The organism is Streptomyces barkulensis, from assembly GCF_002843305.1.
Classification (GTDB): domain Bacteria; phylum Actinomycetota; class Actinomycetes; order Streptomycetales; family Streptomycetaceae; genus Streptomyces; species Streptomyces barkulensis.
In genome coordinates, this window is sequence record NZ_PGSG01000098.1 from 1 (window position 1) to 17,322 (window position 17,322).

General features: G+C 66.8%; 16 protein-coding genes and 6 pseudogenes. 9 read left to right on the top strand and 13 right to left on the bottom strand.

The genetic code is table 11. The annotated features are described in order from the left end of the window. The 3 genes and pseudogenes from CUT83_RS20290 to CUT83_RS20300 form a co-directional block, all read right to left on the bottom strand. Positions 1-1,104: pseudogene (locus CUT83_RS20290) on the bottom strand (IS256 family transposase); the annotation flags it as partial. A gap of 125 nt (positions 1,105-1,229) precedes the next feature. Next, positions 1,230-1,559, bottom strand: a complete 330-nt coding sequence (locus tag CUT83_RS20295) for a DUF1349 domain-containing protein (RefSeq protein WP_101257285.1) — start codon at positions 1,557-1,559, stop codon at positions 1,230-1,232. A gap of 590 nt (positions 1,560-2,149) precedes the next feature. Next, positions 2,150-2,836: pseudogene (locus CUT83_RS20300) on the bottom strand (transposase); the annotation flags it as partial. A gap of 229 nt (positions 2,837-3,065) precedes the next feature. On the opposite strand from CUT83_RS20300, the gene CUT83_RS20305 reads away from it, so the two are divergent. Next, entirely contained in the window at positions 3,066-4,091 is a 1,026-nt protein-coding gene (locus CUT83_RS20305; protein ID WP_101257286.1) for a hypothetical protein, read from the top strand. A 71-nt stretch (positions 4,092-4,162) separates the two neighbouring features. After that, positions 4,163-4,525 (top strand): hypothetical protein, encoded by a 363-nt coding sequence (locus CUT83_RS20310; protein WP_143688598.1) that lies wholly within the window; start codon positions 4,163-4,165, stop codon positions 4,523-4,525. 35 nt (positions 4,526-4,560) lie between these two features. On the opposite strand, the pseudogene CUT83_RS20315 reads toward CUT83_RS20310, so the two are convergent. After that, positions 4,561-5,371: pseudogene (locus CUT83_RS20315) on the bottom strand (helix-turn-helix domain-containing protein); the annotation flags it as partial. Positions 5,372-5,410: 39 nt separating this feature from the next. On the opposite strand from CUT83_RS20315, the gene CUT83_RS20320 reads away from it, so the two are divergent. The 3 genes and pseudogenes from CUT83_RS20320 to CUT83_RS20330 all read left to right on the top strand — a co-directional run bounded on the left by CUT83_RS20320 (position 5,411) and on the right by CUT83_RS20330 (position 6,457). After that, positions 5,411-5,683, top strand: coding sequence for a DUF3732 domain-containing protein (locus CUT83_RS20320; RefSeq protein WP_240958530.1), 273 nt, complete (start codon positions 5,411-5,413; stop codon positions 5,681-5,683). 86 nt (positions 5,684-5,769) lie between these two features. After that, positions 5,770-5,967 (top strand): annotated as a pseudogene (locus tag CUT83_RS20325) (IS256 family transposase); the annotation flags it as partial. 211 nt (positions 5,968-6,178) lie between these two features. Continuing rightward, positions 6,179-6,457, top strand: coding sequence for a hypothetical protein (locus tag CUT83_RS20330; protein WP_240958526.1), 279 nt, complete (start codon positions 6,179-6,181; stop codon positions 6,455-6,457). 22 nt (positions 6,458-6,479) lie between these two features. Here the strand turns inward: CUT83_RS20330 and istB are convergent. Beyond that, positions 6,480-7,058, bottom strand: a pseudogene (gene istB / locus CUT83_RS31400) (IS21-like element helper ATPase IstB); the annotation flags it as partial. Between the two features lie 53 nt (positions 7,059-7,111). Here istB and CUT83_RS20340 point away from each other — a divergent pair. Together CUT83_RS20340 and CUT83_RS20345 are read left to right on the top strand one after the other, a co-directional pair. Further along, positions 7,112-7,440, top strand: a pseudogene (locus CUT83_RS20340) (transposase); the annotation flags it as partial. 187 nt (positions 7,441-7,627) lie between these two features. Further along, positions 7,628-7,894, top strand: coding sequence for a hypothetical protein (locus CUT83_RS20345; RefSeq protein WP_143688599.1), 267 nt, complete (start codon positions 7,628-7,630; stop codon positions 7,892-7,894). Between the two features lie 73 nt (positions 7,895-7,967). Here the strand turns inward: CUT83_RS20345 and CUT83_RS20350 are convergent, their stop codons facing one another. Continuing rightward, entirely contained in the window at positions 7,968-8,915 is a 948-nt protein-coding gene (locus CUT83_RS20350) for a trypsin-like serine peptidase (RefSeq protein WP_143688600.1), read from the bottom strand. Between the two features lie 394 nt (positions 8,916-9,309). Between CUT83_RS20350 and CUT83_RS20355 the strand changes: the two genes are divergently transcribed. Further along, positions 9,310-10,062, top strand: coding sequence for a transposase family protein (locus CUT83_RS20355; RefSeq protein ID WP_101257290.1), 753 nt, complete (start codon positions 9,310-9,312; stop codon positions 10,060-10,062). Positions 10,063-10,723: 661 nt separating this feature from the next. Here CUT83_RS20355 and CUT83_RS30370 read toward each other — a convergent pair. The 5 genes from CUT83_RS30370 to CUT83_RS31745 all read right to left on the bottom strand — a co-directional run bounded on the left by CUT83_RS30370 (position 10,724) and on the right by CUT83_RS31745 (position 15,526). Then, on the bottom strand, positions 10,724-11,686 hold the full coding sequence (locus CUT83_RS30370) for a hypothetical protein (protein ID WP_173915117.1): 963 nt from the start codon (positions 11,684-11,686) through the stop codon (positions 10,724-10,726). Then, entirely contained in the window at positions 11,683-12,225 is a 543-nt protein-coding gene (locus CUT83_RS20365) for a hypothetical protein (protein WP_101257291.1), read from the bottom strand. The genes CUT83_RS30370 and CUT83_RS20365 overlap by 4 nt, the downstream gene beginning before the upstream one ends. Positions 12,226-12,685: 460 nt before the next feature. After that, on the bottom strand, positions 12,686-13,507 hold the full coding sequence (locus CUT83_RS20370) for a S1 RNA-binding domain-containing protein (protein WP_240958525.1): 822 nt from the start codon (positions 13,505-13,507) through the stop codon (positions 12,686-12,688). A gap of 59 nt (positions 13,508-13,566) precedes the next feature. Further along, positions 13,567-14,334: a helix-turn-helix domain-containing protein gene (locus tag CUT83_RS20375; protein WP_158239036.1), complete on the bottom strand. Its 768-nt coding sequence runs from the start codon at positions 14,332-14,334 to the stop codon at positions 13,567-13,569. A 41-nt stretch (positions 14,335-14,375) separates the two neighbouring features. Then, positions 14,376-15,526, bottom strand: a protein-coding gene (locus tag CUT83_RS31745; protein WP_420882508.1) for an IS630 family transposase whose coding sequence is annotated in 2 segments (ribosomal slippage) — positions 14,376-15,001 and positions 15,001-15,526 — 1,152 coding nt in all. Because the reading frame shifts where the segments join, the coding sequence is not laid out codon by codon here. Between CUT83_RS31745 and CUT83_RS31625 the strand changes: the two genes are divergently transcribed. Beyond that, positions 15,468-15,935, top strand: a complete 468-nt coding sequence (locus CUT83_RS31625; protein WP_369126575.1) for a transposase — start codon at positions 15,468-15,470, stop codon at positions 15,933-15,935. The two genes, CUT83_RS31745 and CUT83_RS31625, sit on opposite strands and share 59 nt — an antisense overlap. A 128-nt stretch (positions 15,936-16,063) precedes the next feature. Here CUT83_RS31625 and CUT83_RS31405 read toward each other — a convergent pair whose 3' ends face one another. Together CUT83_RS31405 and CUT83_RS20400 are read right to left on the bottom strand one after the other, a co-directional pair. Next, positions 16,064-16,195 carry a hypothetical protein gene (locus tag CUT83_RS31405; RefSeq protein WP_277347756.1) on the bottom strand — a complete coding sequence of 44 codons (132 nt, stop codon included), beginning with the start codon at positions 16,193-16,195 and terminating at the stop codon, positions 16,064-16,066. Positions 16,196-16,580: 385 nt separating this feature from the next. Continuing rightward, positions 16,581-17,210: an SMI1/KNR4 family protein gene (locus CUT83_RS20400; RefSeq protein WP_194074720.1), complete on the bottom strand. Its 630-nt coding sequence runs from the start codon at positions 17,208-17,210 to the stop codon at positions 16,581-16,583. Positions 17,211-17,322: the final 112 nt, after the last annotated feature.

Sequence of the window (17,322 nt, forward strand, 5' to 3'; positions counted from 1 at the left end):
GTGGTGCAGACGATGCGGCGGATCTCGGCATCGAACCGCAGGAACGGAGTGAACTCTCCCCCAGACTCCGTCCGGGGGCACCCCCACCCAGGCGTTCTCCCACAGCTTCACGATCGCCGGATACTTCCGGCCCCGGGCGTCGGCGAACTCGGCGAACCGGTCCAGGGCGGCCTCCTCGGTCGGTGCGGTGTAGACGGGCTTGAGAAGCTTGGCGATCTTGTCCCAGTCCTGGCGGGCGGCATAGCGGAAGGACTTCCGCAGCAGATGCACCACGCAGGTCTGCACGATCGTCTTCGGCCAGACCGCGTCCACTGCCTCGGGCAGGCCCTTGAGCCCGTCGCAGACCAGCATCAGCACGTCGCTGACGCCGCGGTTCTTGAGCTCGGTGAGGATGTGCAGCCAGTGCTTGGCGCCCTCGCCGCCGTCACCGGCCCACAGGCCCAGGATCTCCCGCCGGCCCTCGACCGTGACCGCCAGGGCCACATAGATCGGCCGGTTGGCCACCGCACCGTCGCGGATCTTCACGTGGATGGCGTCGATGAAGACCACCGGATAGACCGGGTCGAGGGGCCGGTTCTGTCACTCGGCCATGCCCTCGAGCACCTTGTCGGTGATGGTGGAGACGGTCTGGCGGGAGACGTCAGCGCCGTAGACCTCGGCCAGGTGGGCCTGCACCTCGCCGGTGGTCAGGCCCTTCGCGGCCAGCGAGATCACCATCTCGTCGACCCCGGTCAGGCGCTTCTGCCGCTTCTTGACGATCTTCGGCTCAAAGGAGCCGTTCCGGTCGCGGGGCACGACGATCTCCACCGGCCCCACGTCGGTCAGCACGGTCTTGGAGCGTGTGCCGTTGCGCGAGTTGCCGCCGTTCTTGCCCGCCGGATCGTGCTTGTCATAGCCGAGGTGGTCGGTGATCTCGCCCTCCAGGGCGGACTCCAGCAGCCGCTTGGTCAGCTGCTGCAACAGCCCGCCCTCGCCGGTCAACTGCAGGCTCTCGGCCTGGGCGCGGCTCACCAGCTCGTCGATCAGCTGGTCGTCCACGGCCTTCGCCGACGCAGCCGCTGCCGACTCGACAGCGTCCTGCTCAGCCACGTTCTCACTGGTCATCGATGCATCCTCCATGATCGGGAGTTACACCGAACGATTTACAGTCCCGCAGGTGCCGACATCGCGCAAGTCTGGGCCATCGCGGGCTTCGCGGGAGGGCATTGAGGGCCCGAGGGGGCGCCGTGTCACAGGGCTTCGAAGCACAGGTCGGTGAAGCGCGTCGTGAATCCCTTTCCGTCGGGGGAGGCGCACATGATGCCCGCCTGGGCCGGCAGGCCCGGCGGGAAGTAGGCGAGGCGGAGCAGGGTCGCGGGGGTCTCCCCGGTGGTGCCGTAGCGGAGGATGACGTGGTCGCCTTCGCGGCGCATCTCAACGGTGATGTGCGCGGAGGTGCTGGTGATCCGGTCCAGGGGAACGACGTTCCAGTCGGAGACGTCTCGGGTGACGACGGCGCTGAGTTGCTGGTGTCCGTCGACGTACTCGATACCGGTCTTGATCCAGTTCTTGTCGTCCAGGCGCGTTCATCACCAACGAGGACAACGCCCGTAAAAACCTGGAAATCGGATCCAACGCCCCGGTCTACGAAACCCTGTACGACGAGCCATCCGCCTTCACCAGCCACCCCTACCTACCCGTGCTGAGGGAGTCGATCATCTACGCGATGCCCCGGCCGCACGTGGCGGAGTACGGCAAGGTGACCTCCGCCATCCAAAAAGAGGTGCACGCCGCGCTCAGGGGTGACAAGACCAGCGAGCAAGCACTGGCGGACCTGCAACAGGCCTTGCGGAGTCACACCAAGCGACAACCCTGAGACCGGGACCACCGATGTCTCCCTCACCCGCCACGGACATCGGCTGACGCGGCCCAAGCCCGGCCGTTGGTCGCCGGTCGCCGGTCGCCGGTCGCCGGAGCCCAAGCCCAAGGCACCTCCCCAGCTCTCACTCGGAGCGCCCGCATGTCCTCCGGCGGCTGTGGGTGAAGCCGCCGGCCTGCCGGGGGCTGTAGCAGATCGGCCCCGTGGAGCAGGCGAACTGCGCAGCGCGGGCCGCGCGGCCTCCACACCGCGGCCGGGCTGACCGTAGAGGTCAGCGCACCGCCGCGGAGGCCGGTGGCAGTCCCGCAGGAGGTCGGCCCAGGACTCGGTCGACTCGCGCAGGCCCTCGGCGAGCGCGATCAGCTCCTTACTGCCGTCGGTGCGTATGCCCATGAGGACCAGGACGCAGGAACGGGCCTGGTCCAGGCGGACCTTGGGGTGGGCGCCGTCGGCTCACACGTACACGTAGTCGGATCCGGACAGGTCCCGGTCCTGAAAGGCGGCGTGGTCGTCGCTCCACTGCTTGGTCAGCCGGGTCACCGTGGCTGGCGAGAGCCCAGCGGCTGAGCCGAGGAACTGCTCCATCGCGGGCACGAAGTCGCCGGAGGACAGACCGTGCAGGTAGAGCAGGGGCAGGACCTCGCTGATTTTCGGGGACTTCCGGCACCAGGGGGCGAGGATCTTCGACGAGAACCGCTTGCGCCCGCCCGTCTGGCCGTCGACCCGCTTGTCGTTCACCCGCGGCGCCTTCACCGCAATTGGCCCGGCGGTGGTGGTCACCGTCCGCTCGCGGTGGTGGCCGTTGCGGACCACCAGATGGCGACCGGCCTCGTCCCGCTCGCCCGCCAATTCGGCTATGTACTGGTTGACTTCGGCTTCCAGGGCCGCGGCGAGCATCCGATGGGCGCCCTCACGGACGATGTCGTCCATCAGGGAGCCGCTCTGAGTGGTGCCGTCCTCATTGACTACGCTCAGCACGGGCCTGCCTTCCCGACCCGCGCTGCAACGTGGGCCTACTCGATGACCAGAAGTCGATCACTCGGGAAGGTGCGCCCTCCGCGTTCCGCGAGGCATCCCTCCCGAGTCCGATCCACAAGTCTTGAGCATTGCTCGCCAGGCCCAACTGCCCTGCCCAGGTACGCAAACAGCGTGACCGTCTACAGCGCTAACCTTCTTGTTGCACAAAGAGATCAGGGGAGATCGAGCAGTGGTGCAGCATGACGAATTCGAAGTCTGGTACACAGCGGAAGACTTCCCCGACACCTTCCACCGGACCGGCCGGATGGTCTTCACCGTCGACGCTCTGGCGCACGCTCTGTTTGTCACCGGCAGGGCACCGCAGGACCAGGCGGCCTACGGTTGGACGTCCGTCTACGAGTGGCTTCACCGGGTCGCACTGATCCCGGCCTACGTTCGCCGCGCGCCCACAGGCCGCCTCACCCGGTCGGACCTCGCACGCGCCTTGGACCGGTCGGAGAAGGTGGCGCTCTCCTATGCTTTGGGACAAGCCATGACTGGTGTCTTCAGCCGGCAAGTGGTCTCGGTCCGCTTCCTGATGCACGTAGACCGGTACGCCGCCCGCTACGGCATTCGTTTCGCCGCCAACACCAGACAACGTGCTGACCTCTTCGGAGAGAGGGAGGCAGGCGGGTGGGTCGTGGCCGAAGCCAAGGGCCGCTCCGGGAACATCGATGATGAACTCAAGGGCACGATGCGGGCGCAGAAGCGAACGATCAGGTCGGTCGGCGGGGCGCCCCCTGCCCTGGCATTCGGGTGCGCTGCCCACTTCCCGCAATACAAGGGGGTTCCGGACCACCTGAAGCTGCATGCAGTGGATCCGGTCGAGGAAGAGCTGGAGGCCGTCGACCTGCCGGTAGACCGTGACCGATTCATCCTGGCCTACTACGAGCCCTTCCTGGCCGCGCTCGATGCCGGCAAGGAGGAACCGGTCCTCGACGGGTATGCACTTGCCTCCTTCGGCCCCTTCAACGTCAGTGTCGGGATCCTGGCGACGGTGGCCCGGCGGGTCCGACGGGCCCGGCAGGGCCGTCTGGACCACCTCTACCAAGACGTAGTCAGTATTCTCGACACCCAACTGACCACCCCCGGTCCCAACCGCTTCAGCGATGGGACTGCCGTCATGAGCAAGTGGCAGCAGGCCCTTGACCAGGATGATTGGAGCAGCGAGTCGGACGAGACTTATCCAGACTGGTGGACGGGCCCGGACCGCTAGTGCTGTGACCGGATAGGTTCGCCGGAAGCTCGCGGTGTTCGGCGTGGACGGGCCTCGCCTCCCTCCGTAGGGTGGTGATCACCTATGAAGGGGGCGGGGTGAACGGCAATCCGCTGTACCACTGGATAGCGCTGGCAGTGTCCACGGCGCTCATGCTGCCGGTGCCGGTGGCGATACTGGCGGGGTGGACACCGCCGTGGATGCGGAAGCGACAGGCCGGGATGCGGCTTCGCGCCTACGGCATTCTGTGCATCTACGCCCTCATGCTCGTCAACGGCATCCCCCGGATCGCCGACGCCTCATTCGAGACGGTCATGGTCTGCATGAACGTCGGCTTCGGCTTCACCGCCGCCGCTGCGGTCCTGTTCCTGCTCTCGGCACGCAAGGATTCAGGCGCCCGGACAGCTGGCCCAGTCGAACCTCGGGAAGGCTGAGAGACGGCTTGCCGCGCCTGCCGTCACGGGGTCGGTCAGGCTGCCGGTGCGAGAGGGCGTCCGCCCCAGCGGATGCCTTTCTCGCTGCGGATGCGGGCGCGTTCCCTGCGCTGGGCAGCGAGTATGTCGGGGTGGCGGGCGTTGGCGTTGCGCCAGCGGAGGTAGCGGTGCAGGGCCTGGGTCTGCACCGGGTGGTTGGGGTGGTGGGAGTTGGCCAGGGTGAACTGTCGCAGCGGGCCGAAGGAGGCCTCGACCGGGTTGGCCCAGGAGGCGTAGGTCGGGGTGAAGCACAGTTCGACCTTGTTCTTCTTCGCCCAGCGGCGGATGTCCGCTCCCGTGTGGGCGGAGAGGTCGTCCAGGATGATGTAGATCGGGGCGCCGTCGGGCCGGGCGGCGCGGATCGACTTCAGCGCGGCCAAGGTGTTGGCGGTGCCCTTGCGACGGCGGTTGACGCCCCATAGCCGGTCGTCGCCGACGGAGTAGCAGCCGTGCTCGATGCGGTCGAGCTTGGCGTCGCGATCGGGGTCGGGGGACTCCTTCCAGGTCTTGGTGCGCTGGAACGTGATGCCGCGGCGGAGGAGCAGGCACTGTAAGGCTTGCGGCCGATGCGGATTACGCGTCCGTGGGCGCGGCGCAGGTAGTCGGCGAGTTCGCGGATCGACCAGCGGGTGAAGGGCTGGCCGAGCTTGGTCGGGCGGATGGTGGCCGTCTGGATGACGAAGCCCTCATCGTCAGGGGTGAGCAGGCAGGACGGCCTCCCGCCCACTGAGGGGCCAGGCAGGCCAGGCCGATCTCGTTGAACCGGCGGATCACCCCCCGCACCGTGTCCTCGTCGGCCTGCACGAATGGTTCTCCGAGCAGGGCAGCCCGGTACCCCGCTTCCTTATCCTCGACCAGCCCTCCCAGGTCTACTTCCCCGAGGACGAACCGGAAGACGGCACGCTCGCAGGATCGGACCGCATCGCCCTGCTGAACCTCTACAAAGCCATCCAGCGCACCATCGACGCCCTCGACGGCGACTTCCAGGTCATCGTGATGGAACACGCCGACCTCACCGACGAGCCGTTCCACAGCTCCGTTCAAGACCGCTGGAGGCGCAACAACGGCAAGGCACTGGTCCCGGACGACTGGATCACCGACGAGCTCGACGACCAATAACCGGAAGGCACCCCATTGAGGGGCAAACGAACGGTTAAGGGACTGTAAATCGTTCGGTGTAACTCCCGATCATGGAGGATGCATCGATGACCAGTGAGAACGTGGCTGAGCAGGACGCTGTCGAGTCGGCAGCGGCTGTGTCGGCGAAGGCCGTGGACGACCAGCTGATCGACGAGCTGGTGAGCCGCGCCCAGGCCGAGGGCCTGCAGCTGACCGGCGAGGGCGGGCTGTTGCAGCAGCTGACGAAGCGGCTGCTGGAGTCCGCCCTGGAGGGCGAGATCACCTGTCGGCGTACTCGCGGAAGTACTCAGGTAAGTACGGGGAAACGTGCTCGTTCGGATGTTCGTCTGGGTGCTTGAGAGAGGTGGGGCGTGCGACGATTGTGGTGTGGGGAGTCCTGGTCCTTCGTTCCGTCGGCGTCTACTGATCGAGTCGCTGGCCGTGTTGGCAGCTGACGCTCGGGCTCAGGCTACCTGGCTGGACAGACATGGCGTGGTGACGGACGAGATCGCTCTGGACTTCAATCATGCCTTCCGCATGGCGGACGTATTGGTGGCCGATGGGCAGATCGCCGGCGGAGTCATGGCCGACCTGCAGAAGATCGACGTGATCCTTGGCGGGATGAGCGACGGCGACAGCGCTGATCGGTGGACATGGGATGCCCTGTCCACCGATGAGGGATGGGGCCAGGCCCGGCGGCTGGCCCGCCGGGTTCTCGTCGCGGAACTGGGCGAATGGCAGCAGCCCCTTCCAAAGATCACTGTCATCCAGTGACGAGCTGCGCTGTTTCTGCCGGTCAGGCCACCTGGGTGTCTCGCTCGATGGCGGCGAGCCGGTTCTTGAGCCGGTAGCTGGGGCCATTGATCGGGATCACGTCGCAGTGATGGAGGAGTCGGTCAAGGATCGCGGTGGCCAGGACCTCGTCGCCGAAGACCTGGCCCCACTCGCTGAAGGTCTTGTTCGAGATCAGGATGATCGAGCCCTTCTCGTAGCGCTTGGAAATCACCTGAAAGACCAGGTTCACCTCCGCTCGTTCCAGGGGCTGGTAGCCGACCTCGTCGACCACCAAGACGGCTGGGCCGCAGGTAGGTGCCGAGCTTGTTCGTCAGACGGCCGGCGGCTTCGGCGGCTTTGAGGTGGCGGACCATGTCGTCGAGGCTGGTGAAGTAGACCGAGCAGCCGGCCCGGCAGGCCGCGAGCGCGACGGCGATGTGCGTCTTGCCGACCCCGGGCGACCCCAGCAGGGGGCTGCGTTCGCCTTGGCCTCGACGAACGACAGAGTGGCCAGGCCCTTGACCTTGCGCGGATCGAGGTCGGGCTGGAAGGAGAAGTCGTACTTGTCGAGCGTCTTGTGGTGCGGCAGCTTCCCCCACCTCACTAACTGAGCACGTTCACCCGTACGTGACTGGGCGCGTTCACGTGTACGCCGACATCACCGAACACCTCGGCTACGAAAAGCGTAATCCGGCCGGGGAGAACGGCGGCGACAGTCGTGACGGCACCCGTGCCAAGACCGTGCTGACCGACGTCGGACTGGTGGAGATATTCGCGCCACGCGACCGCGACGGATCCTTCGATCCGAAGATCGTCAAGAAGCGGCAGAAGCGTCTGACCGGCGTGGACGAGACCGTCATCTCCCTGTCCGGGAAGGACCTGAGCACCGGCGAGGTGCAGGCCCGCCTCGTGGAGGTCTATGGTGCTGAGACTCCCGCCAGACGATCTCCACCATCACCGACGAGGTCATGGACTGCATGGCCTGGTACTCCAGTCTGACTTCGCGATCTTGTTGCGGACCCGGCCGGGAACGAGCGCGGCCACCGCGTGATCATCGGTTGGTGTGTGGACAAACGAAGATCGTGTGGTGGTTGCGGGCCGTCAGGCCCGAACTATTCGGTTCATAGCGGGCGGTGTGCGGTACGGTCACCTGAAGGTATCCAGCGGAGGATGTCGAAAGTGGCAGGCATGGAAGAACGCCGGAACGGCAGGCACGGAAACCTACGGAAGGCTTGCGTTGCGATTCTGCTGACAGGGGGCGTCGCGGCGGCCGTCGCGGGCGCCGCGACGGCCTACACCGCGAACCGCGATCCCAGTGACCGCATCGTCGAGCACCGGGTGCCCGAGGGGGAGAGGGAGCGTGCCCGGGAGTACTGGACCGAGGAACGCATCCGGAACGCCGATCCCGCTGGACCACTCGGTATCGAGCCCGACTGACCCGACGGGTGGAGCGGGCTGAGGAGAGCCCGCTCCACCCGTCGGGTCGCGGCATCGAGTGGTGGCTTGCAGATCAGCTGTTGACGAGGTCGATTACGGCGGCGGCGTTGGCACTGTGTTCCGACGAGAACAAGTAGTTGTCGGCCCAGTTACCTGCACTATCCACGTTGCGGTGGCTGTTGGCGCCGATGATCTGAATGTTGCCTGCCCCCACACCGATGACCATGGGACCGCCACTGGCCCCGCCGCCCATATCGCAGTTCATCCTCAAGCGGTCGTCGAGAGGGTTCCAGTTGGCCGCGTCGACCGTGCTACCGCTGCAGTACATCTGGTACTCGGCTCCGGCGAAGTCTGAGTCCGGCCGGTTGTAGCCGTTTGCCGGGTAGCCGAAGGAGTGGGCGTTGCTATGGTCGGCGTTGCCGAAGGTGTATCCGAACGCTCCCACGTAGTCCTGCAGGTTGCCGTAGCTGCTGTTCGGCTGCAGGACGAGGGCGCCCATGTCGGCGTCGTAGACATCCTGGTTCTGGGCCCAGTCGGCGGGAACGATGACGCGGGCAGCGAACCAGAACCCCGGGTACCACCCGTTGTCGTACGCGGGCAGGAAGATGAACGATGTGTTGAAGTCGTCTTCGTTGCGGCCGCTGTGCAGGCAGTGAGCCGCGGTCCAGATGGCGTTCCTCGTCGTGGAGGTGATTGACGCCGCACTGCACATGCGGTCCACACCGTCAGCCGTTCTGAACAGCAGTTTCCCCACAGCGCTGTTCGGCCATGCAGTGGTATCGGTGACACGCACCGACCGGGAGACTGAGGTCGCGGCAAGAGTGCTGGACGTCCGCGCGGCTTTGGATGCGGGCGGTACCGCGTCGGCGGATACCACCGTGGAAGATCCGGTGCCCTCGAGTTCCGCGGCCCGCGGTGCGGAAGCTGACGCCTTCGCGGGCGAGTCCATCGGGTTGGCGAGAGCCTGCTCGATGCGTTCCGGGGTCCAGTACTCGCGGAGTTCTTCTGGGCTGTCCTCCATAGTCTTTGCAAGGACTGGTGGTGTCGCACCACGGCTCTCCTGAGCCGTGGCTGGTGCCGTGAGCGCACCTAAGCCGAGAGGCAGGGCAATGATCAGTACCCCAGCGACACGTCGAATCCGGTGTAGGGGTCTTGACCTCATTCAACGCTCCTTCCATGTGCGGGTGTCGGTGGGACACTGGCCCATCGCGTGGCGCGCCATTCATGAAAGGATTCGATGAGGTGCAAGTCACACTAGTGAACTTGATTGGGTGACGTCGGGTCATCGGTCTGACGGTTGAGTGAGCCTCTTCCAACCTGACGGGTGGTTGGACCAGCGACCCCGGTGGCGGGCATGAAGAAAGCTCCTGGTAGACGGGTTCACGACCAAGATCACCAGTCCGCCAGGAGCTCTCGTGCTTGTCTACCCGTCCGCCATCGATCTGTCCAGCCGCGCCCTGCAGCACCTCTCCGGCCTTCTCGCAGTTCACCGACGCCGCATCGGCTCCCGATGGCGTCGCCTCACCTGCAGCCGGCAGGCCCTGCTCGTCCTGGCCCACCTGCGCTGCGGTGACACCTACGCCCGCCTCGCCGCGGGTTTCCGCATCGGGATCGCCACGGCCTACCGCTACATACGCGAGGCCGTCGACCTCCTGGCTGCTCTCGCGCCCACGCTGGAGCAGGCCATGGCGACCGCACGCAAGAAGGCGTACGTGATTCTCGACGGCACCGTGCTGCCGATCGACCGTATCGCCGCCGACCGCCCTTTCTACTCGGGCAAGAAGAAGCACCACGGGATGAACGTGCAAGTCCTCGCCGATCCAGCCGGGCGCCTGATCTGGGCCTCGGACGCGTTGCCGGGAGGCACTCACGACCTGACCGCGGCCCGGACCCACGGCATTCCAGCTGTCCTCGCCGCCGATGACGTCAAGTGCTGGGCCGACAAGGCGTATCAGGGCGCCGGTCCCGCGATCCGTGTCCCGATCCGGGGCAAGCATCTTCGCGGCTGGCGCCGGCGTCACAACCGGGATCACGCCAAGATCCGCAGCTTGGGTGAACGCGCCATGGCGACTCTCAAGTACTGGCGGCTCCTGCGGAAGCTCCGCTGCAGCACCACCCGGACCACCGCCGTCGTCCGTGCCGTCGTCGCCCTCGAACTCGCCAGCTGATCAAGACGGAAAAGGTTCACTGTGACGCAAGACACACACTCGGCATGTTTACCTCTCATATAACAACCGCCCCCCGCACTACACCCACAGTGAAGTCAAGGCCAACGAAAGCCACTTCCTTCACCGCTGGCCTCCCCACCGAAGGCCCCCCGCACGACCGGTGACAAACAGCTGGTCTCCGGCAGCCGAGAGCCGACCGTGCAACGAGGCTGGCCGCGCAGGTGGTCTGCTGCGCGTTGGGGTCAGGTCCGGCGACGGAACAGGCCACGGAGCCTGCCCGACTCCTGGCCGCGGTCGCCCGCCGGCTCCGACGGTGCGGCAGCCTGGCGACGGGCTGCTTCGGCCGCGGCTTCCTTGCGGGCAACGTCATCGGCGTAGCAACTCCCGCACACGGATGGATTGCACCTCGCATCCCAGCGCGCTGCGCGACCTCATGAGCTGTCACAGCCATCCCCAGCCGATGTCACCGTTCATTCTCCCCGCTTGCGAGAATGTGGACATCGAAATGCGAGGCAGAACCGACGCCGAAGTGCGAGTTGGCATGGGGTCCGTTGCTGTGTACGCCGGGCGATGTTCTGGCAGGTCAGGAGTGCAACGTGCCCTGTGTTGCACAGCTGTGTTGCAGGCCGTGGTGGTCACTGGTGTCGCTCATCCACGCGGGTTACCAGCGGCGCAGGTCCTTGGTGAGTTCGCTGTGCCACTCGGTGCGGCGTGGCACGTACTCGTCGGGCGCCGGTCCGAGCGCGACGACCTGGTCCGTGATCCCGTAGGTGACCCGGTAGGCCAGGACCTGGGTGGCGAGGTCCATCCACTCCTGCGTCTTGTGCGCCGGCGGCACGGGACCGAGTACGGTCACGAACCACATGGGCAGCAGGGCGCGGTTGCGGATGGCGTCGGCCAGACGGCCGCGCAGCAGCCAGTTCAGCTTCCGCTCCGCCTTGTCGCCCTGCTCGATCAGCGACGCCTTCGCCTGCCTGAGAGTGTCGTCCTGGGCCAGTGCGGCCTGGGCGGCGCGGGCAGGGCCGGCGAGTTGCCGGGCCCGCTGATCGTGACTCTCGGCGAGGGTGCGGGACATGCCGAAGTCCATGACGGCCTGCTTGAAATCGCGGGACGTGCGCGGCTGAGTGGCCAGGATGCCGGCGGCCTCCACCACTTTGTCGCGGTGCTCATCGCGTTCGGCGATCGCGCCTTCGTACTCGCGAACCTTGAAGCGGTGGGCCTCACGCTGGTGTCTGGGGAGCAGGCCGGAGCGTACGTGCCAGCCGTGGTTGGCGTTCCTGGCCAGCTTCTTCCACTCTGGGTCAATGGTGTCGAGGTCGGCGAGTGGGGCGCCGCCCGCGGCGAGCAGGTGGGCTTCGAGGGCCTGGAGGCGGCCGGTCAGCCGCTTGAGGGACTGATCGGTGTCCTGGATGTGGCCGCGTACGTCGTCGTCCAGCTCGGTGAGATCGTTGCGGACGGTGCTGATGTCGTCCTCGAGGTTGCGGATGCCGCTGCGGATGTCGCGCAGCTCGTAGTCGAGGTCTTCAACCTCCCCCAGCTTCGAACGCAGCGAGTGCAGCTCGTGCTCCATCCCGCCGGGCCGGGTCTCCAGACGGCGGACCTGGTAGCCGTAGTCGTCGCTCACCGCCGTGCCCCCTTCGGGTCCGCGTCCGTGCTGCCCATCGAGGACCCGGCGACAAGCATCCAGCCCACAGCGGCGGCGATGATGAACCACCGGCTGATCACGCTCAGGCTGATGAGGGCCACCAGGAGCGCGACCACGTGCAGTCCGACGGCCCCGAAGCGGCGGTCACGGTGCTGTTCGACATCGACCTTCTGGAAGCAACCGGCCACCGTTCCCACGAAGTGCGGGACCAGCAGGGCCAGCCACCAGGTCGAGCGGTCGAGGACGAAGACGAGCGCGATGAACACCGCGCCGACGGCTGCCTGGCCGCGCCAGGACCACGTCACGATGCGCTCACTGCGTCTGCGATCGGGTTCGGCCAGACGCTCGGGGATCGTCTTCTCGAACTCCACCAGCTTGCTGGTGGAGTTCACCAGGCGGGCGTACTCCACCGCGAACTGGTCACTGTCGGCATGCTTCAGCACCTCGGCATGGCGAGCGCCGACCTTCTGCTGAAGCTGCGCGAACTGCTCCTCGATCTGCTGCTCGGTGCTGTCCACCGAACCACCTCCACCCGCGATGCGACGACGCGCCGACCGGACACTTCCCAACGGCAGCCACCGCCAGCCGTCAAACTGATCGACCGTATCCGCACCTGTCCGGGCCCCGCCGTGCAATCAGATGCAGTGGCCGAAACCATGCCGATCAACCCCGTGCATCGGTGCCTGCCCGGGGGTGTCACGTTGACGGCAGATACGGGGGGTTGAGGGGCGTTTCCCCGGTTCAGAGCGTGTGGCGGCCGGAGCGTGACAGGGGTGCGTGACACCTCGATTCCGGGCGCAGCCTGCCGGAACACGCCCTCACAGTGCAACATGTCCCCTGACGCTGAACCTGGACCGATTGCCAGGAAAGTTGGACGACCGCTGCGTTCCTGCCATTGATGTCGGACCGAGAGGGCTGGGGCAAGGCGGGGGCACCGGCTCTTGCGTACGGGGACGCCGCGTTACTTCGCACAGTTCGCTAGATTCTGTCCGCCCGACCAGCGGGGCCCAGCCGCACCCGGTGGCGCTGAAGGTCGACCGCGGCGACCTTCACTGTGATCAGCTCGCCTTCATCGACAAGCCGATCCGGGGTCTCGACCGATTCGTCAGTCAGCTCCGAGAGGTTCAGGAACCCCACGACGTCGCGAGCAAGCTGCACAAACACACCAAATGGAACGATCTTGATGATCGGCCCGGTGAGAACGCAGCCGACCTGATCCGCGAACCGGATGAGTGGATTTTCCTGCAGAGCCTTCAATGAGAGCGTGACCTGTCCGGAGCGCGTCTCGGTGACGACCACCTCAGCGGTGATCCGCTGGCCGGCTTCGACCACCTCGGAGGGGTGGTTGATCCAGCCCCACGTCAGGTCCGGCACCCGGATGAAGCCGGTGCAGAAGCCGTTCGGCTCGCCATCGATGTGAACGAAGACCCCGAAGTTGTGAACCTCGGCGACCGTTCCAGTCACGACCTGCCCTCGTTCGACCGCGAGGAGGAAGGACCTCAGGGCCGGAATCTCGCACGCCCTGGCGGAGAGGTGAAGCTCACCTTCGCGCCAACGGCCGATCTCTTCGGCGTCGATCTCCTGGCCGACCTCGAACAGCTCGGATGGATGCTCCACCCGACGCATCGACGCCTCATGGCCAGGAATCCGGCCGGTCTCGGCCTTCTCCCCTGCGGCATCTACGAGCTGCACCAGGACGTCCGCCCCGTCGAACCCGGTGACCTTCACCGTTCTCACGGCCCCTGGCCGGAGCTGGTTGATCAAGGACTGCAGGCGGGGGTCAGAAGCTGGCTCGGACACGGAGGTGAGCCTAGTCGGCGCCGGTCGCACTTCTTCCAACTCTCGTGACCAGGTGCGTGTCATCGCTCGGGATAGCCGCCTGACCGGTCCAACTTCGCCAGCAAGCCGTCCAACTTCATTGTCAGAGGACACAACAGCAACGGGCCGCCAGGAGAGCCAGCGGGCCCGTGTCTGTCCCGGACGAAACGGCGCAGCTGGCCCGCGCGCAGCAGTTTGCGGTCCTTGGGCCGGGGTCTGCGCACGGCGGCCGCCCGGTGGGCCGCGTAGGGCCGGTAGCCCTCGGTGCCCGAGTTGGTGTCGATCTCTCGCTTGACCGTGCTCGCCGGCCGCCCCAGGGCCCGTCCGATCGCCCGCAGCGACCACCCCGCCGCACGCAGATCGCGGATCCGTTCGCGTTCGGCGAGCGTCAGGAAACGCGGGTGAAGCTGCTTCTCCAGGGCCGTCAGGCCCACCGGTGCCGTGGTCACACCGCACATCGTGACGGTCCCCGCCGCGTAGTCGATGCGGCTCCCGTCCGCATAGGTGCGCGTGGTGCCGGTCTTCTTGACGCCCCAGTCCCAGTCCTTGGCGGTGCGCTCGTTCACGCCGACCTGCCGGGCAGCTGCCCGGCCCGTGGCGCCTGCGGCCCGAAGCCGCTGGTAATCCTCCCGCCCGGGATGTCGGCGCGGCAGGCGCATCGAGATCCGTCCGGCCTTCCGGGCCCAGCCGAAGGCGGTGTTCGGGTTCACCCCCAGCTCACGCGCCACCACGGTCACATTCCCCACGACATCCAGCCGCGCAAGGAAACGCTCCCGCAACCCCGCAAGATCACCCCGCTCAACGTCCACGTCCTTGCAGCTCCCACAGATCGCGGGTGTCGCGAGGACCGTTACTGAGCTTGTCGGCGTGGTGTCGTCAGGGTGAGTCCGGTTGCGGCGAGGCATCCGTCGATGGTTTCACTGCGGTACTGGAGTTCGCGGAGGGTGCGACGCAGGACGTGCATCAAGTGGTCGGGGTCGGCGAAGGCGGTGTTGTTCTGGCCTGCGCGTCGGACCAGTGACCAGATGCCTTCGACCGGGTTCAGGTCGGGTGCGTAAGGCGGTAGCTGGTAGGCGGTGATCCAGTCGTGGGTGTCGATGAAGGCCCGCAGCCGGGCGTCCCGGTGCACGTTGAGGTTGTCCCAGACGAGGACGAAGGGAGCGCCGAGTTGCTGGTGGGCGGCGGTCAACAGGCCGCGGTAGTCGGTCCAGACGAGGACGAAGGGAGCGCCGAGTTGCTGGTGGGCGGCGGTCAACAGGCCGCGGTAGTCGGTCCAGGTGAAGCTGCGCCGGCCGCCGCGCTTGTGGTCGATGTGCCGCTTGGGCCGGAAGACCAGGCGTGAGCGCTCGCCCTGCTTGTAGCAGGCCAGGGCGGCGATCGAGAACCGGCGCTGGGAGCGTCCCCTCACTCGGATCACGGGCGTGTGCCCGCGCTTGGCCCAGGTGCGGGAGGTGGGCGGCGTCATCGAGAAGCCGGCTTCGTCCTCGAAGACGATCCAGCCGTCGAGCGCCGCCGCGGTCCTTTTGCCCGGGGCCAGGTCTCCTTCACCCAGCCGGTGACCGCGTCCTCGTCGCGCTCCAGTGCCCGCCGGGCGGGAACCTGGTGGCTCCACCCGTGACGCCGGAGCATCCGCGCGATGGCTGAGAGTGTGAGAGTCCGGTGGAACCGGCGCCCGATCAACGTCTTGATCCTGGCCAGGGTCCAGGTCTGGTCCGGCCAGCCGTGCGCGACCGGCCCCTTGGCCAGCTCCTGCTCCAGAACGGCGAACAGTGCCTCGTTCAGCTTGGGACGGGCGGCCGATCCCTTGGAGTGCAGGGTCTGCCGGCCGCCTTCCTGCCAGGAACGGCGCCAGCGCTGCACCGAGCGCACGCTGACCCGCAGCTCCCTCGCCACTGTCGCAGTGTCCTGTCCCTCGGCGAACATCTCGGCCGCCTCCATGCGGATGCGTTCGCGAAACGCCCGCCGTTCGGCGGTCAGGCCGCCGCCTTGCGGATACCTCATACTTCCGGCATACCGCTACAACCGTCACTTGTCAGCCTCGCGACATCACGCCGACAAGCTCAGTAGAACCCTGTGGCGAGGGCCCAAGAGGGGACGAAACCCTGTTGGCCGGGGCGGGGCGGGCAGCAAGCACCATCTGGTCGCCGACGGCAGCGGGATTCCACTCGTCTGCGCGCTCACCGGCGGTAACCGCAGCGACGTCGCCCAGCTCGTCCCGCTGCAGGAGGCGGTGCCGCCAGTGCGCGGCGAGCGTGGAAGACCCCTTCGGCGACTGGATACGGTGCTCGCCGACTGCGGCTACGACCATGACAAGCATCGGTGCCTGTGCGCGAGCTGGGCATCAAACCGTGATTGCCCGTCGTGGCACTCGACACGGCTCCGGCCTGGGCCCTCGGAGGTGAAGGGTTGAGCGCGCGTTCGTACTGCTGCACCACTTCCGCCGGCTGCGGATCTGCTGGGAGGCCCGCGACGACGTCTGCGAAGCCTTTCTCGTCCTGGGGTGTGCATTGACCTGCTCGCGATGCCTGACGGCGTGGGTCAGAAGAGGGTCTCGCCCTCACGTAGCAACCACTCCCTGACGCTGGGCGCGCTGTCCAGGAGCCGCCCGACCTCCATTCCCTCGTCGCGCGAGGTCACCCTCGGCAGTGAGGCGAAGTCACCGGGGAGCACGTCCAGCAGGCTCCTGACGCGTTCTCCGGTATACAGGGCAATCAGTAGCTCGCACCGCAGGTGAGCGGGAACATCTGGGCGGTGGGACAGGTCGTGCCACAGGACCGGCCACAGGTAATGGACTCCTGCGGGAGCAGCGTTCACCGCCACCCACGAGGGGTCCAGACGTTGACTGAGACCGAGATCGAGAGCGCGCTCCTCCAACTCCAGTAGCGAGGCCGTGGCTATGGCCTTGAGTTCACGAGGCAGCGACTGGTCCGAGTTCACGGACTCATGCTCCCGCAGGGCCCCGGCAACGGCGCAGCAGGTCAGGTGCGGCATTCCGTTAGGAGTTCTACGTGGACCACAGCCCTTCGGCACGACCGTCGCCGCCCGGAGGGGACGGTCAGCTGGACTCCATGCCGAAGTACGGGTCGGGGTCGCCTGTGTAGGGGTCGATGCCGGACTCCCACCGTCGTTGTTCCTCGCGCCAGTGGAGGAAGTGCGGAGAGGGCTCTCCCCAGAGGGAGGCGTCGCTGAGCGGGCACTCCTCGAAGCCCTTGGCGAACAGACGCCGGAGGAACTCCGTCATTCCGCAGTCGTAGACCTTCCAGTGGGGCCAGCCGTGCCGCTCCCACACGACGACGGGCCACTTGTCGGGTTCAGGGTCGACAGTGAGCCAGCCGAGCATGTCGGCTCCGCAGCTGACGCCCCAGGCGAGGACGGAGGCGGGGCCGGCATCGATCCCTTCCGGCCCGCCGTCGGATTCCCACATGTGCCGCATGTTGGCCGTCTCGCCCGCCATGCTCCCGAATCCCGGGCCCTCTGGTGGTTGTGCGCTCGCTTCGGGCACGAGGATGCTCAGCACGTCGTCGATGCCTCCGGCTCCGTACGTGCTCATGAAGGCGACGTAGTCGGACGGGAAGTCCACCCCCCACGTTCGCCGCATCGCGTCCCAGTCCACCTGCTCGTCGGCGCCGTCATGCGACGGCATCACCGCCCTGAGCGCGGCAAGAACTGTCTCCTGAGACGGCATGTCCCCTCCAAGTGTGGTGCTCGTCGGACGCACCGTACCGGGCACCACCGACACCGAGGAGGGCGCTCCCCGACCGACCAGCGCGACACGGAAGACTCTGCTTGCCCGAACC

Coding starts and splice junctions, on each gene's coding strand:
- CUT83_RS20345 (WP_143688599.1), top strand. CDS start 7,628: ATGTCGAAAGTGGCAGGCATGGAAGAACGCCGGAACGGCAGGCACGGA.
- CUT83_RS31625 (WP_369126575.1), top strand. CDS start 15,468: ATGCGTTCGCGAAACGCCCGCCGTTCGGCGGTCAGGCCGCCGCCTTGC.
- CUT83_RS20400 (WP_194074720.1), bottom strand. CDS start 17,210: ATGCCGTCTCAGGAGACAGTTCTTGCCGCGCTCAGGGCGGTGATGCCG.
- CUT83_RS20350 (WP_143688600.1), bottom strand. CDS start 8,915: ATGGAGGACAGCCCAGAAGAACTCCGCGAGTACTGGACCCCGGAACGC.